The 15,235-nt window shown below is 39.1% G+C and carries 14 protein-coding genes; 12 read left to right on the forward strand and 2 right to left on the reverse strand.

Annotated elements, in window-relative coordinates:
• Window positions 1–21: 21 nt before the first annotated feature.
• Both groL and HXT39_RS03355 read right to left on the reverse strand, forming a co-directional pair.
• Window positions 22–1,647: a chaperonin GroEL gene (groL, locus tag HXT39_RS03350; protein ID WP_103014018.1), complete on the reverse strand. Its 1,626-nt coding sequence runs from the start codon at window positions 1,645–1,647 to the stop codon at window positions 22–24.
• A gap of 199 nt (window positions 1,648–1,846) precedes the next feature.
• A complete protein-coding gene (locus HXT39_RS03355; RefSeq protein ID WP_102703072.1) occupies window positions 1,847–2,515 on the reverse strand; it encodes a LytR C-terminal domain-containing protein in 669 nt (222 codons plus the stop codon).
• Between the two features lie 127 nt (window positions 2,516–2,642).
• Between HXT39_RS03355 and HXT39_RS03360 the strand changes: the two genes are divergently transcribed.
• From HXT39_RS03360 to HXT39_RS03415, 12 genes are all read left to right on the forward strand, one after another.
• Window positions 2,643–3,359 (forward strand): uracil-DNA glycosylase, encoded by a 717-nt coding sequence (locus tag HXT39_RS03360; protein WP_004106746.1) that lies wholly within the window; start codon window positions 2,643–2,645, stop codon window positions 3,357–3,359.
• A gap of 90 nt (window positions 3,360–3,449) precedes the next feature.
• A complete protein-coding gene (locus HXT39_RS03365) occupies window positions 3,450–4,574 on the forward strand; it encodes an AAA family ATPase (protein WP_033888761.1) in 1,125 nt (374 codons plus the stop codon).
• On the forward strand, window positions 4,571–5,512 hold the full coding sequence (locus tag HXT39_RS03370) for a DUF58 domain-containing protein (RefSeq protein WP_102703071.1): 942 nt from the start codon (window positions 4,571–4,573) through the stop codon (window positions 5,510–5,512). Before HXT39_RS03365 ends, HXT39_RS03370 begins: the two co-directional genes overlap by 4 nt.
• 1 nt (window position 5,513) lies before the next feature.
• A complete protein-coding gene (locus tag HXT39_RS03375) occupies window positions 5,514–6,041 on the forward strand; it encodes a hypothetical protein (protein WP_102703070.1) in 528 nt (175 codons plus the stop codon).
• Window positions 6,041–7,177 (forward strand): vWA domain-containing protein, encoded by a 1,137-nt coding sequence (locus tag HXT39_RS03380; RefSeq protein WP_103014017.1) that lies wholly within the window; start codon window positions 6,041–6,043, stop codon window positions 7,175–7,177. Before HXT39_RS03375 ends, HXT39_RS03380 begins: the two co-directional genes overlap by 1 nt.
• Window positions 7,174–8,289 carry a vWA domain-containing protein gene (locus HXT39_RS03385; protein ID WP_103014016.1) on the forward strand — a complete coding sequence of 372 codons (1,116 nt, stop codon included), beginning with the start codon at window positions 7,174–7,176 and terminating at the stop codon, window positions 8,287–8,289. Before HXT39_RS03380 ends, HXT39_RS03385 begins: the two co-directional genes overlap by 4 nt.
• Complete coding sequence (locus HXT39_RS03390; RefSeq protein ID WP_102155209.1) at window positions 8,286–8,876, forward strand: DUF6466 family protein; 591 nt, start codon at window positions 8,286–8,288, stop codon at window positions 8,874–8,876. The genes HXT39_RS03385 and HXT39_RS03390 overlap by 4 nt, the downstream gene beginning before the upstream one ends.
• Before the next feature lie 110 nt (window positions 8,877–8,986).
• Window positions 8,987–9,175, forward strand: coding sequence for a hypothetical protein (locus tag HXT39_RS03395; RefSeq protein ID WP_041160494.1), 189 nt, complete (start codon window positions 8,987–8,989; stop codon window positions 9,173–9,175).
• A gap of 1 nt (window position 9,176) precedes the next feature.
• Window positions 9,177–10,784: an alpha/beta hydrolase gene (locus HXT39_RS03400; RefSeq protein WP_102155211.1), complete on the forward strand. Its 1,608-nt coding sequence runs from the start codon at window positions 9,177–9,179 to the stop codon at window positions 10,782–10,784.
• A 62-nt stretch (window positions 10,785–10,846) separates the two neighbouring features.
• Complete coding sequence (gene purB, locus HXT39_RS03405; RefSeq protein WP_012914127.1) at window positions 10,847–12,289, forward strand: adenylosuccinate lyase; 1,443 nt, start codon at window positions 10,847–10,849, stop codon at window positions 12,287–12,289.
• Window positions 12,290–12,304: 15 nt separating this feature from the next.
• Window positions 12,305–14,740, forward strand: a complete 2,436-nt coding sequence (locus HXT39_RS03410; RefSeq protein WP_004111489.1) for a lysylphosphatidylglycerol synthase transmembrane domain-containing protein — start codon at window positions 12,305–12,307, stop codon at window positions 14,738–14,740.
• Window positions 14,741–14,945: 205 nt separating this feature from the next.
• On the forward strand, window positions 14,946–15,227 hold the full coding sequence (locus HXT39_RS03415) for an HU family DNA-binding protein (RefSeq protein ID WP_004119480.1): 282 nt from the start codon (window positions 14,946–14,948) through the stop codon (window positions 15,225–15,227).
• Window positions 15,228–15,235: the final 8 nt, after the last annotated feature.

A 15,235-nucleotide genomic window follows, 5' to 3' on the forward strand; every position in this document is an offset into this window, starting at 1 on the left:
AAAATTTTTACAACTTTTAATTTAGTAGCCCATGTCGGCACCAGCTTGTGGTGCTGAAGCTGGTTTTTCTGGCTTGTTAGCAACCACAGCTTCAGTGGTTAAGAACAAACCTGCAATAGAAGCAGCGTTCTGTAGAGCAGAACGAGTTACCTTAACTGGGTCAGTAACGCCAGCAGCCATCAAATCTTCGTAAGTGTTGGTTGCAGCGTTGAAGCCTTCGCCTTCTGGAAGCTCACGCACCTTGTTGAGCACAACATCTCCAGAAACGCCAGAGTTCTGAGCAATCTGCTTGATTGGAGCTTCTACAGCGCGGAACACGATTGCAGCACCCGTCGCTTCTTCGCCCTTAAGCTCTGTGATTGCTTGAGACTTTTCAATCTTTGCAGCAGCCTGAACCAAAGCTACGCCACCGCCTGGAAGCAAACCTTCCTCAATAGCAGCCTTAGCGTTACGAACTGCATCTTCAATACGATGCTTACGCTCCTTAGCTTCAACTTCAGTAGCAGCGCCAACCTTAATAACAGCAACGCCGCCAGCAAGCTTAGCAAGACGCTCCTGAAGCTTTTCGCGATCGTAATCGGAATCAGTGTTCTCGATTTCTGCGCGAATCTGAGCCACGCGAGCATCAACATCTTCCTTAGATCCAGCACCAGAAACGATAGTTGTTTCATCCTTAGAAACAATAACCTTAGCTGCGTGACCAAACACAGAAGCGTCGATAGAATCGAGCTTTAAGCCAAGGTCGTCAGAAACAACCTGTGCACCGGTCAAAATAGCCATATCTTGAAGCATAGCCTTACGACGATCGCCGAATCCTGGAGCCTTAACAGCAACAGTGTTGAAAGTGCCACGAATCTTGTTCAAAACAAGTGTTGGCAATGCTTCACCATCAACATCTTCAGCAATAATAAGCAATGGCTTGCCAGACTTCATAACAAGCTCAGCGATGTGGACGATATCCTGCTGGCTTGAAACCTTGCCAGAAGTGAGCAAAATGTATGGATCTTCAAGAACAGCAGTTTGATCGTCAGCGTTAGTGACGAAGTAAGGGGAAATATAGCCCTTATCAAAGCGCATACCTTCAGTGAAGTCCAAGTCAAGACCAAACTTGTTGTTGTCTTCAACTGTGACAACACCATCCTGACCGACCTTATCCAAAGCTTCAGCAATCTTTTCGCCAACTTCAGGATCAGCTGCAGAAATCGTAGCAGTAGCAGCAATCTGTTCCTTGGTCTCAACATCCTTTGCAGAAGCAAGCAATTCCTTGACGATTGCTTCAGCAGCCTTTTCGATGCCGCGGCGAAGAGCGATTGGGTTGCTTCCTGCAACAACATTCTTCAAACCTTCATGCACCAAAGACTGTGCCAAAACAGTAGCAGTTGTAGTACCGTCGCCTGCAACATCATCAGTCTTCTTAGCTACTTCCTTAACAAGTTCGGCGCCAATACGCTCGTATGGATCTTCAAGATCGATTTCCTTAGCGATAGAAACGCCATCATTTGTGATAGTTGGTGCACCATAAGTCTTATCTAATACAACGTTGCGACCCTTTGGACCAAGTGTAACTTTAACAGTGTCTGCAAGCTTATCCAAACCGGCGAGCATACCCTGGCGGGCGTCTTCCTGGTAGGCAATAATCTTTGCCATAGTTCCTCCACATACGTTATTTATGAACTTTTCACTGCAATCTTGAGTAATAAGCCGTCAGCTGCTTATTATCACTCTCAAGGCTTGAGTGCTAATTTGAAGATTAGCACTCTATGTACCCGAGTGCCAACTTTTTGGCGTTTATACATAAAAACCGGTTAGAAAATAATTCTAACCGGTTATTTTTATGCGAAAAATATTACTTGCAAAGCACAACTACAATCGGAGAAACGATTTGTTTTTCATTTTCGACAGCACTAATACCTAAAGTCTTTGCAATATCTTCAGCTGCAGCTTTTTGTGAATCGTCTTTATACCAAACAACAGACTCGCCTGGGACTTTACCAGTTGGATTTCCAGCTGTCACATTTGCGTATCCCGCTTGCTTTAACTTATCTGCGCCAGCAGCAGCATGACCGCTTATCTTGGTTGCGTTAAGAACTTTCACAGCAACTGATTTATCTAGTGAAGTTTGCGTCTTAGAATCATTTGCTGAATTATCCTTAGAGTCACCAGCATCTTTCCTATCTGATTTATTTTCTTCAGATTTATTATCGTCGTCATCTTCGCCTTCAGAAGATTTATCTTCGTCGCTTTTAACCGACTTTTTGTTTTCAGAAGTCTTAGAAGGCGATGCTGATTGAGATGATTGTTGCTGATGATTCCAAGGCAACGGAAGATGTGAGATTTCGCCAGAAGCGATAGCCCAAACCAAAACACCAACAACCGCTGCAACAATTAATGCAACAAAATAAGGAAGTATTACGGCATACCACGCAGGATTTCCACGATGAACTCCAATCGGTCCCTCTGGTGGCTCATCAAAAGCATCAGGCGTATACGACACGTTCTGATTATTTCGCGCCATAATTGCACTCCTTATAAAATCATTTAAACAATAATGAATCTATACTATCTAATGCTTAGCACAAAGCACAAATTTAGAAAATTTGATTGGTTTCCTTTTATGGTATGCCTTGACATACAGTAGCAATATGAATCCTCAAAATATTAAACCTTTAAACGAGCTAATGGATCCTGATTGGGCTGAAGCATTAAAGCCAGTTGAGCCACAAATACGCGCAATGGGAGTATTTTTGCGAGAGCAGATAGAAAGCGGACATCATATTCTTCCTGCTAGCCACAACATTTTGCGTGCTTTTTCTATTCCACTAAAAAGCATTAAAGTTTTAATTGTTGGCCAGGATCCATATCCAACGCCGGGCCATCCAGTAGGCTTAAGTTTTTGCACAGCTGCAAAAGTGCGCCCACTGCCAAAAAGTCTCATAAACATTTATAAAGAATTAGTAAACGATTTAGGTGTAGAAACTCCAAAAAGTGGAGATCTAACACCGTGGACCAGGCAGGGTGTGATGCTTCTTAACAGATGTTTAACTGTTGAGGCTGGTAAGGCAAATAGCCACCAAGGAAAAGGTTGGGAGCCTGTAACCGATGCAGCTATTCGAGCATTAAACAATAGAACTGATTGCAATGGTAATCCATTGCCGCTTGTAGCTATTTTATGGGGTCGTAATGCGCAAAGTTTGGCTCCTTTGCTGACGAATGCAACTCTTATTACTTCAGCGCACCCAAGTCCTCTTTCTGCAATGCGAGGATTCTTTGGATCGCATCCATTTTCAAGAGCTAATCAGGCCTTAATTAATATGGGAGTTTCGCCAATTAATTGGTCCCTAGATTCTCAAGAAATCTAATTGTCTTAAATATTGCAAATTATCTTATAAAGACAATAAAAATGCCATTTTTGAACATGTCAGTACTGCATATCGGTTAAAATGTCTCTTATGGCATTATTTCCACCGCAACCACAGAAGAAACCGTTAACCGATAAAACTTCAATTGCTTCTAAGCTTGGCATTGGATCAGCTGTACCTCAACCGTCTGCTGTTTCTAATGCAAGTGCGCAAGTCACTGCAACTATTTCGAGTGATGACATACGTCGTTGTCAGCAAATTGCAAATATTTTGCGCGCACGTTTTGCACAAACTTTAGTCGGTCAAGACGCTTTACGAGAGTCTCTTATTCTTACTCTTATTGCAGGCGGACACATTCTTATTGAATCAGTACCAGGTCTCGCAAAAACTACTGCTGCTCAAACTCTTGCAACAGCTATGTCAGGTAGTTTCCGTCGTGTGCAGTGTACTCCGGATTTAATGCCAGCAGATTTAGTTGGTACTCAAGTTTTTGATTTTGCTTCTCAACATTTTACTACGCAAATTGGTCCTATCCATGCAAATGTTATTTTGTTGGATGAGATTAATCGCTCAAATGCAAAAACTCAATCTGCAATGCTTGAAGCTATGGCAGAAGGAGCAACAACTATTGGAGGCGAAAGAATTCCTCTGCCTCAACCATTTATGGTTATTGCTACGCAAAATCCAATTGAGGAAGAAGGAACATTTAATCTTCCAGAAGCCCAAATGGATCGTTTTATGGTAAAGGCAGTTATGACTTACCCTAATCCTGAAGAGGAAGTTCGTATGCTGCAATTACTTACTCAACGCGGATTGGATGTCGTTGATCCTTCAAAGCTAAATACTCAACGCATAAGTTTGCAAGATGTTGTTTTTATGCGTACTGCAGCGCGTCGCATACACGTTTCTGAAGCAGTTATGAAATATGTAGTTGATTTTGTTGCAACTTCTCGCGGTGAAGGTACGCATCCACTTCCTACAATTAATTCATTGGTTCGTATGGGAGCTAGCCCGCGTGCATCAATTGCACTTATTCGTATTGCTCAAGCTCACGCTTTACTTTCTGGACGCGATTATGTGATACCTGAAGATATTAAATTGTTTGCGCATGAAGTGTTAAGGCATCGCATACTTTTAACTTTTGAAGCTTTAGCTGATTCTATTACTACAGATCAAGTAATTGATGCATTAGTTAAGACGGTTCCTGTGCCATGATGCGTACGAAGCGGTTAGTATTATCTGAACCTGCTAAAGCCGTGCGTCGCAAAATTGAGCTTTTGGATCAGCGAATTGATTTGCCTATTGCGCGTAAAGCTTTAGGCTTATTAGAGGGAGACCATCCTTCGCACAGACGTTTTGGCACAGGTGATATTATTGACATACACGCGTGGCAGCCAGGAGATGAAGCTCGCATGATGAATTGGTCTGCGAGTGCTCGAACTGGACAACCTATGGTGTCTTCTAGAGAGCGTACTTCGTCTTCTCATACTTGGATTGCTTTAGATACAAGCATCAATATGAATGGAGCTTGTGTTTCTGGAGAATCTCTGTATGAAGTTGCGTCTAACTCTGCATGCTTTTTTGCATCTTTGAGTTTAAAACGTCATGATGCTGTTTCTTTGTTGTGTGCAGATGGAAAAAACGTTATCAATGTTCATTCTGCTAGTAATCTTTCTGATTTTGAGCGAAATCTAGATTATACGTTGCTTAATACTCGTAGGAATACCAGAGACATTGATGCGTTGCTTACTTCGTTACTAAAAAATATTGACAATAATGGTCTGGTAGTTTTAATAACTGATGAGTATGCATTACAAGCTCATAACTCTGAATCTTTGCGTAAAATTACGCAAAATCATAAGCTTGTAGTTATTGTTGTCTCTCCTATTAATCCTTTTGATGCTGCAATTGATTTGCAAATATTTGATGGAATTACTTTACGTAAAGTACCGGCGTTTTTGAAAAAAGAATCAAATAAAAATGAAGTCGAAGCTCGTAGAAATATTAGAATAAACGCTTTATACGATATGCTGCTTGGTGTTCAATCTTCAATAATTCATGGTTCTTCAAGTGAAGAAGTGTTCCATATTTCTGCACAAAAAGTGAGCCGTACAAATTATCTTGCTGACTCATTTAACAAGGAGGTTGAATAGAATGAGCCTGGAAGATATTCAAAAGCCTTTACATGATGAAACGCTTTTTTTAATACTACTTTCTGCATCGTTTGTTGTTATCTTTATTGCTTTTGCGGTTTTATATTTTTCTTTTAAAAAGCCAAAAAAATTAACTGAAAGTAGCAATTCTACAGAAGCAGTTCACGTTCATAATGTAGACAAACAAGCTTGGCGTAAAGATATTGATGCGATTGTTGAGAAGTATCATAACAATGAACTTACTAAAGATCAGGCTTGTGCAGAATTGGCTTCTATTGCTAGATCTTATATTTCGAAGATGAGCGGTGAAGATATTCAAACTCACACTTTGGGAGAATTGGCTTCTTTGCGTTTGAAATGGCGCAATAAAAAAGGTGCTGATATGTTACGCCAAACAATATCTGCTTTGTATCCTCCAGAATTTGCTGATCGCAAAGCAAACGAGCAAGCGCGAAATACTACTGTTGAGCAGGCTGCTGAATGGGTTTTAGTATTGCTTGAAGGCTGGCAAACGAAGGACAAACGTTGATGAGTAATAATGTTTGGGAATACATATGGCCATGGAGATGGCAATGGCCTTTGCTTTTTGTTGCAGGCGTTGTTGTTTCTGCATCAATTTTTGCTGTCTTACTAATTTTAGATTCCATTCGTAGCAATATTTTAAAAAAGAAGTATAAGAGTCAAACTAGTAATATTACGCGAAAATTCTATACTTTTACTTTTGACAATGATCTACAAGGAACTACTACTAGTCATTCATGGTATATGTGGCGAATGTTTAGAAGGTTTGCTACGGCTGCATTGGTAGTATCTTTGTGCAGTGCGCTTGCTGTTGCTTCCAGGCCAGCCCGAGTGTTTAATGCGAACGAGCAAGTTAGTTCTAGAGACATTGTTTTATGCTTAGACGTTTCAGGTTCTGCTTTACCATATGATCGCGAAGTGATTCAAGCGTATCTTAATTTTATTGAGCATTTTCAGGGTGAACGCATTGGATTGAGCATTTTTAACTCCACATCTAGGACAGTTTTTCCACTGACTGACGACTATCGATTGGCTAAAAAACAATTGCAGTATGCTGCAAATTTGCTTGGCGGAGTTCAATCGCAAAGTCGTATTAATCGTTTACAACAACGCCAATATCAGGAAATTTCTGACTGGCTTGAAGGAACTCAAAATCGCAAAAACGCAACATCTCTTATTGGAGACGGTTTAGTTAGTTGTGCAGCAATGCTTCCAGGTTTTATTTATGGTTCTGCTCATAATAACCATAAAATGCAAAGCCGTTTTAATAGAAGTTCTTCTATTGTTCTTGCTACAGATAATGTTGTTTCTGGAAAACAAACTTACTCATTAAAGCAAGCTTTAGATTTAACAAAGCAGGCTAAAATTACTGTCGATGGGTTATATTCTGGCGCAAAACAGAATGAGAATGATGATGCTACGTTAGAAATGAAACAGCTTATTGAATCTCATGGTGGAATTTTCCTTTCTCAACGCAATTCTGATTCTGTTATTAATTTAGTAAAAGAAATTGAAAAAAGACATACTGCAATTCCTCAAGGCGCTGCTCAGTCTGCATTTAGTGACGATCCTGGTCTTTGGGTTTTGTTTACTGTGTTTAGCGTTGTGATTTGGTTAGCTATTGCAAAGAGGATGAAGCGATGACAACAACACTATTTTCTGCTACTACCCTACTGTTTGCACACGCTAAAATTGAAGCTTCTGACACTTCTCAAGCAGGTCAGTTGGTTTTTTCTCCATCATATGGTTGGATTATTGCGATTATTGCAATATTGGTTTTGTTGGCAGCAATGTTTTTTGAAATTGTGCCTATACGTAGGAAACCTGAATCAAGTGATGAAACTTTTTGCATGAGATTAAGACGTATTGGCATATGTATAATGCTAATAATTTGCGTGCTATCTCCAAGTATTATGCGTTCAACTTTACAAAGAGCAGTAAATGCAACAAACGTGATTATTGCTCTAGATATAACAGGTTCAATGAGAGCAAAAGACGCTGATTATGCAAAAAATAGTAAGATTGAGCGTATTGATGCAGCAAGGAATATTATTCGTCAAATAACAAAATCCTATGCTAACTCAAGTTTTGCTGCTATTTCTTTTGGTGCTTCTACGTCTGTTGATGTTCCATTAACGCCTGATGCTAGAGCAGTTGACAATTGGATAAATACTTTACGAACTGAACCAACTAGCGTAGCTACTGGAACTAGTCTTGACGCACCTATAGATCAAACTTTGCTTACTGCAAAAGCTATACATGATGCTCATCCAGATGATACAACAGTTTTGTATGTTTTAAGCGACGGTGAGGAAACAACTCAACGAAAGCGCCGCACATTTTCATCGCTCAGAGCTTATATTACTAACGCATTTGTTATTGGAATAGGCTCATCTAAAGGAGCTAAAATACCTTTGGAAAAAACACAGCTGCAACTTGACGACTACAGCGAAGACAATACCTCTAATCAATGGGTTATTGATCCTGCTACAGGAAATCCTGGAATTTCAAAGCTTGATGAAAAGAACTTGCGAAATATTGCCGATGAGCTTAGCGGCAAGTATATGCACTCATCTTTAAACGTAACATTTGGAGACGAAGCAAAACCAATTCTTTCACACCAATGGAGAATGAACGAGACAGCAAAACCTCGTTTGAGACCTGAACCAATTATTTGGCCGTTTGCAATATTTGCGTCGATACTTTTAATTTGGGAATTAATGTCGTGGTTTATAACTTCAAGGAAATTAGTATGAAGCACATGTCTAGTCGCACAATTATTCGCATTGTTACATTTTTGTTCTTGATTATTGCGATATTCGTAGCGTATTTTGCTATCGTAAATTGGAGAGCACAATACGCGTATAATACTGCTACGGATAGCCTTATTTCTAACATAAAATCTGCTAAGAGTATCGATAGCGACAAGAATGTGCTTTTAACTCAGCAACAGCAAACTGATGCGCAATTTGATGATGCTAAATCTCAAGAAATGATACTGCTTCCTCAACTTCGAAATAGTATTGACAAAAATGCTGAATTATCACGAAAGTTAACAGAAAAATTAAAGCAGAATCAAAACAATACTAATAAGCAACAGAAACCGAAAAAGCATAACAATCATTTTAAAAACGATAATTCTAACAATTCTTCTAAAGATAAAAAGCAGTCAGATTCGTCTAAGCCTCAATTGAGCAATGCTCAGCGCAATAAAGTTGAAAACTTGCTAAAACAGAACGATCATGTGGATTCTCAATCTTCACAGAATCAAGAAGACCAGCAAGGTTTAGAAAAGACAGAAAAACGTACTAAAACTGATGAAAGCAGCAATAAGCCTTGGTAATTAAATCTTCAACGATTATCTATAAGCGAAGCAATAAGCATTAATAACCTTTTAACCACATTGAATATTTTTTAGTGACTTTTCATTAATAAACGTGTGTAATAACGATTATGCACACATATTACGAATGGCAATGGCTTATACAACGCACTCAAGAGTGCGCTCGCTGCGTTATGGCAGAATCCGCAGCGACTGAATTAGAAGATTGGCAAGGGCTTGCAGCCGAACATTTTCGTCATAGTATGAAAAATATTTCTGCACAAGCGTATGCGTTATATAACATTCGCGGAGGAATATAGTATGTCTTGGAAAGTTAAGTCCTCTGTTGTAGGTGGAATGACGCTTAGCGTTGCTGATAGAGAAGCGTATATTAGTTTTTCCAGAAAACTCAATAATATTGCTAAAGAATTACTTACGCTAAAAAATTTATGGCTTAATGCAGCGATGGTTATTGCCGGTCAAAATTATGGTATACAAAAAGAATCAGGAGCATATATTCATGATTCTTCGCAATCATTTTTAACTGAAAGCATATGTCATGAATATGCTCATAAATGTTATTTAATGTCTCAAAATTTAGAAAATCTTGCTTTTCTTATTGCAAGAGCAAATAATTTGTATGAAGATGCAGAATTTCGTGCAAAAGACGAGTTAGACAATAAAATTTCTTTCTTGGCTCTTGCAAACCCTATTTTTGCTTTACATGTTTTATTGTCCGCAGGTCTCGCCGTTAATCAAGATAATAAAAATCATTCAGGTTTCCAAAATCTTGCTAGATGGTCCTACACAACTAAGAATATACAACAAGGAATTATTCGAGGTTTATCGCAGCACCTTATTTTAAATCCTATTACAAGTTTGCCAATATTTATTGCCGGAAATGCGAAAGGCCCCATAAATAAAAAAGAGCGTGAAACCTCACTAAACTTTTTATCCAATGCTCAAAAATATTTATCACAAGCTATTCCATTTATTTCTAGTGCTCTTAGCTTCGTAAGCGCGCCTATTAATGATCGAAAGCAAGGTAATAATTTACTTCTCACTAAAGTAAATGAGATGTGGAGAAAACCTGGATCTGTTCTTGCTAGACCTGGACGTAATCTGCTTGAAACTTTAGAAAATTTAACGGAACTTGGAAGCGAAAATTTGGGCGTTAGACCACCACTTGTTAATCCAGATGCTGCTACTATTGCAATTCAACGTTTTAGGCACAGCGATGGCAGTTCGTCATGGTTAGTAATAATTCCAGGAACTGACGGTAAAGCACACTCTCCTTTTGGTTGGGCACAAAACGCAGAAGTAATGAGTCATAGTTCTTTAGTTAGAAAACAAGCTGATAGCACTCGAATGGTTGTAGAAGCTATGAAACGTTCTGGAATTAAATCTAACGAGCCTGTTGCTTTAGTAGGACATTCTCAAGGAGGTATTGTTGCAGCAAGCATTGCAAGCGATTACGCTAAGCAATACAACATACAGCATGTTGTTACTGCTGGATCTCCTATTGCAAATCATCCAATTCCTAAGAAAACTTGGGTTACTAGTATTGAGATGGACGATGAGATTGTGCCTTCTTTAGATGGCAAAGAGAATCCTCGTAGAAATAATTGGGTGACTATTCATGGACATGCAATTCATGTTAAAGAATCTAAGCGTTCTTTACCTCCTGGAGTCACGCGTTTTTCTGGCAAACAATATTCGACTAAAAAATTCAATAATGACGGAATATTCGTTAATGACGTTCCAGAAGAAAGAACTTTAACTCATGATTTGCATTACCATACTGCAGCTTATGAAGATGCTCTTCAACTCGGATCTAAAAGTGTGCGCGAGCAAGATCGACATTTTCAGAATACTATTAATGGCAAATTGCAAAGTACTACATTGTGGCAAGGAGTAATGAAAAAATAAAATAATTAAATTCTTATTGAGCAAAATTAAGCTAATTCGCAGCATGATGTAACCTTAAAACTATGAAGCTTACCGATATTTCTCCTGCAATAGCTCTGACTCCTCTCGATGGACGTTATCATAATCAAACATCCACACTCGTTGAATATTTAAGCGAACCTGCGTTAAATCGCGAGCGCATGCGTGTAGAAGTTGAGTGGATGATTCTTCTCGCAAATGGTTATGAAGCTAATCAATTCCAGCCAATTGTTAAGGGTGTTAATCCTTTAACTGATGAAGAATGCTCATATTTACGTTCTATTCCTGAAAATTTTGATGCTGAAGGAATTGCTCGTCATGCTGCGCATGAGGCTATTACTCATCACGATGTTAAAGCTGTTGAATACTACATTGACGATGCGTTAGACGAAGCAGAAAATAAGCTTGGTCATGCTACTGAGCTTTCAAATTTAAAAACTTTAGTACATTTTTCATGCACAAGTGAAGATATTAATAATCTTTCTATTGCGCGTTGCGTAAAGCAAGCTGTTTTAAACGTTTATCGTCCGAATTTAGAAGCGATAGTTGATTATTTAGTTAAGAATGCTAACGAATATAGAGATTTATCTATGCTTTCGTTAACTCATGGCCAGCCTGCTACTCCAACTACTTTAGGTAAGGAATTGGCAGTGTTTGCATATCGTTTGCGTCGTCAACTTCGTCATCTTGATACTCAAGAGTATTTAGGAAAGTTGAATGGTGCTACAGGAACTTTTGGAGCTCATTTAGCTGCTTTCCCAGAAGTTGATTGGATTAGCGTATCTCAAGAGTTTGTTGAAAATAGAATGGGTCTCCAATGGAATCCATTAACAACTCAAATTGAAAGCCACGATTGGCAGGCTGAACTTTATAGCACTGTAAGTCACATAAACCATATTCTGCATAATCTTGCAGTTGACGTATGGATGTATATTTCCAGAGGTATTTTTGTGCAAGTTCCTGTAAAGGGAGCTACAGGATCTTCTACTATGCCTCATAAGGTTAACCCTATTCGTTTTGAGAACGCTGAAGCTAATCTTGAGATTTCTTGCTCACTGTTTGACACATTATGTGCAACTCTTACTGAAAGCCGCTGGCAGCGTGATCTTACAGACTCTACTACTCAAAGGAATGTTGGCTCAGCTTTCGGCTATGCTCTTCTTGCTTTGAATAATCTTTTAGGCGGTTTGAAGTCTATTCATCCTAATAAAGAATTTATGGCAAAAGAATTAGACGAAAATTGGGAAGTTCTTGGAGAGCCAATTCAAACAGCAATGCGTGCTGAAGAAATTGCTGGCGTACCTGGTATGGAACGACCATATGAGCAAGTAAAAGAATTAATGCGCGGTCACCATATTTCACAAAGTGACGTAGAAGAATTCATTAAATCTCGTAACTTTGATGCCAATACTGCAGCTCGTTTGCAAGCAATGACACCAGAATCTTACACTGGATTTGCTTCACAATTGGTGGACTTTATTGATTAAGTAGACGGTAAAGCCATGCAATCTAGCATAAATCCAAATCTTGTTATTGAAGATACTCAGCCTAGCTTAGTACGTAGTTGGGCTGATTTGTTGTATGCAATATCATCAGTTGTAATTGGCGTTTTTACTTTGTTGTCGTCAATGTGTTTATCAGCAACGGCTGATGCTATGAAGATTGATGCACGAAGTGCTACTCAAATTATAGGATTATCTTTTAATAATCTTTCATTTGTTCTGATACAGCAAGGTCTTACTCTTATTGTTGTTGCAGAAGTTATTGCACACATGGTTTCTGACAGGCGTTGGATTGATACCGCTATTTCTGTTATTACGCTGTTTATAAGTTATGGTTCAGTATGGCTGTTATCTATTGCGATATTTTCTACACACAATATAGCTTTGATTGAATCTTTACAAATGCGGTCTAATAACACTTGGGCTGATTTGCTTCCAGACATGTATGCTGTTCTGGTTGCTTTTCTTACAGTTAGTGGTCCTAGACGCGAATATAAGCATGTAATGTGGGGCTGGAATGCTTTATTCATTGTTACAGCAATACTTCTATTTTCATCTTGGGATTCCTACTCTGCTATTCTTGTATCATGTTGCTTAGGAAGAGCAATTGGTACGCTTATTCGTTTCGCAAAAGGCACACGCAGTAAGGGTGCTTGGGGTGACGATATTGTTCTTGCTTTAAAAAATATTGGCATAGATAATCTTACTCAATTAACTCGTAGAACTCAGCAAGCTGATCATACTGGAGTTCTTCGTTCAAGTCTTGATGACGATTTAATTGAAAATTCAAGATTGTATGATGCAACAGACATCCACGGCATACGTTATGTAATTTCAGTATTAGATAATCAAGTTCATTTACCAGGTTATTTAAATCAATTATGGCAGTGGGTGCGTTTAGTAGATATACCAACTCGTAGAGATCGTTCTGCTAGACATTCTGTTCATCACCACCTTTCTATGCTTCTTGTTTTACGAAATATGCATTTGCCAACAGCGAATGTTTATGGAGTAAGCGACAGTGATAAATCTTCAATAATGGTTTTTCACGCTTCTAACGCTCTACTGCCTTGCAATTTGAACACTTTAACTATTGATGATGCAGCAAAATTAATGCGTTATGTAGATGCTGCTAACACTCGCGGTATTACGCATAGACGCATCACTCCTGAAACTATTGCTAGGCTTGAAGACGGAACACCAGTTATTGCAGGTTGGCAAAACGGCGACGTTGCCAGCGATGATACAAATATTGCACTTGATAAAGTTCAGCTTTTAACGCTTATTGCATCTTGCACAGATATTGACACTGCTCTTAAAGCTGCTATTAACACATGGGGTGCAGAAAAGTTATCTGCACTATTGCCTTTTATGCAGAAAGCTGCTATTCCTGCTTCCACGAGATCTTTGCCATCTTGGAATAAAAAAGTTTTCCAAAATCTTTGCAATAAGTTAAGTCAAATAGTTGCTTTACACACAGATGAAGAAGATTATGATACTGTGCGTTTAGCGCGCTTCAATATACGTTTCTTTGTTAGCTTGGTTCTTTCGATTGTTGCTGTTGCTGTTATTGCTACACAGTGGCATCCTCAGGAAGTATTTGCTGCCTTGCGTCACGCAGATAATGTAATGGTATTTATGTGCTTTGCTTGCAGCATGTTTGCTTGGATTGGATCTGCAATTACTCTCGGCTCATTCATGGATGATCAAAAACCTTCTGCACATGTTTTGTTTGCATCTCAAGCAGCTACTGGTTTCACAGCAGTTTCTATGCCTGCTGGTGTTGGTCCTGCATTTGTAAATATGCAATTATTAAAGAAAAGCGGGTACACTTCAGCTCAAGCTACAGCAATTACTAGTGCAGTATGGCTTATTCAAGCATTAATGACAACTTTAGTATTACTTTCTATAGGCGTTTTCACTGGTAAAAATGTGCTTTCTGGAATGATTCCTACTCATATGCTCATTACTTTCATTGGAATAATCACACTTATAGTTTGTGTTTTAATGGTTATTCCGTCCGCTCGTAAAGCAATTCGAAAGCATTATTTGCCAATATTATCTGATTACGGCCATCAAATTAAGGAACTTATTTCACATCCTATGCAACTTATTGCAGGCTCTTTTGGTGCTATTGTGCTTGTTTCATGCATTGGATTGGGTTATTGGATTTCTTTGCTTGCATTTGGATATTACGCAAATCCTTGGGAAACAATCTTACTATTCTTACTTGCTAACGCTGCTGGATCGGCAGTGCCTACGCCAGGCGGCTTGGGTGCTGTTGAAGCTTCTCTTACTTTCGCATTTACATCTGTAGGTGTTCCTCCAACAGTTGCTTTGTCTGCCACTCTTCTGTATAGGCTTATGTTCTACTGGTTGAGAATTCCGTTAGGCGCGTTTGCAATGAAGTGGCTCAGCAATAATGAGCTTATATAAGTGAGATTTACAAACATTTGTGTATTTTTATTAGCAAATATCGTATCTGTTTCAATGCAAGTACGTTTTAAATAAAAAATAGCAAAAAATAAATAAAAAATATTAAGAAAATTGCAAAAATGGCTACATTTGTAGGGAAAATGTACTAATATCTAGTATGAACGTGACCTTTGAAGAGAAGGTCCCCTGACACAAAGGATGCTGCATGGCATACAACAAGTCTGATCTCGTTTCTAAGATCGCACAGAAGTCCAACCTGACCAAGGCACAGGCCGAAGCCGCCGTCAACGCATTCCAGGATGTGTTCGTTGAGGCTTTACAGTCCGGTGAAGGTTTGAAGCTTACTGGTCTGTTCTCCGCAGAACGCGTAAAGCGTGCTGAGCGCACTGGCCGCAACCCGCGTACCGGTGAAACCATCAAGATTCCAGCTTCTTACGGTGTACGTATTTCCGCTGGCTCCTTGTTGAAGAAGGCTGTTACTGCCTGAAATTAAGC

It is taken from the genome of Gardnerella sp. DNF01159 (genome assembly GCF_049244215.1).
Taxonomy (GTDB): Bacteria; Actinomycetota; Actinomycetes; order Actinomycetales; family Bifidobacteriaceae; genus Bifidobacterium; species Bifidobacterium swidsinskii.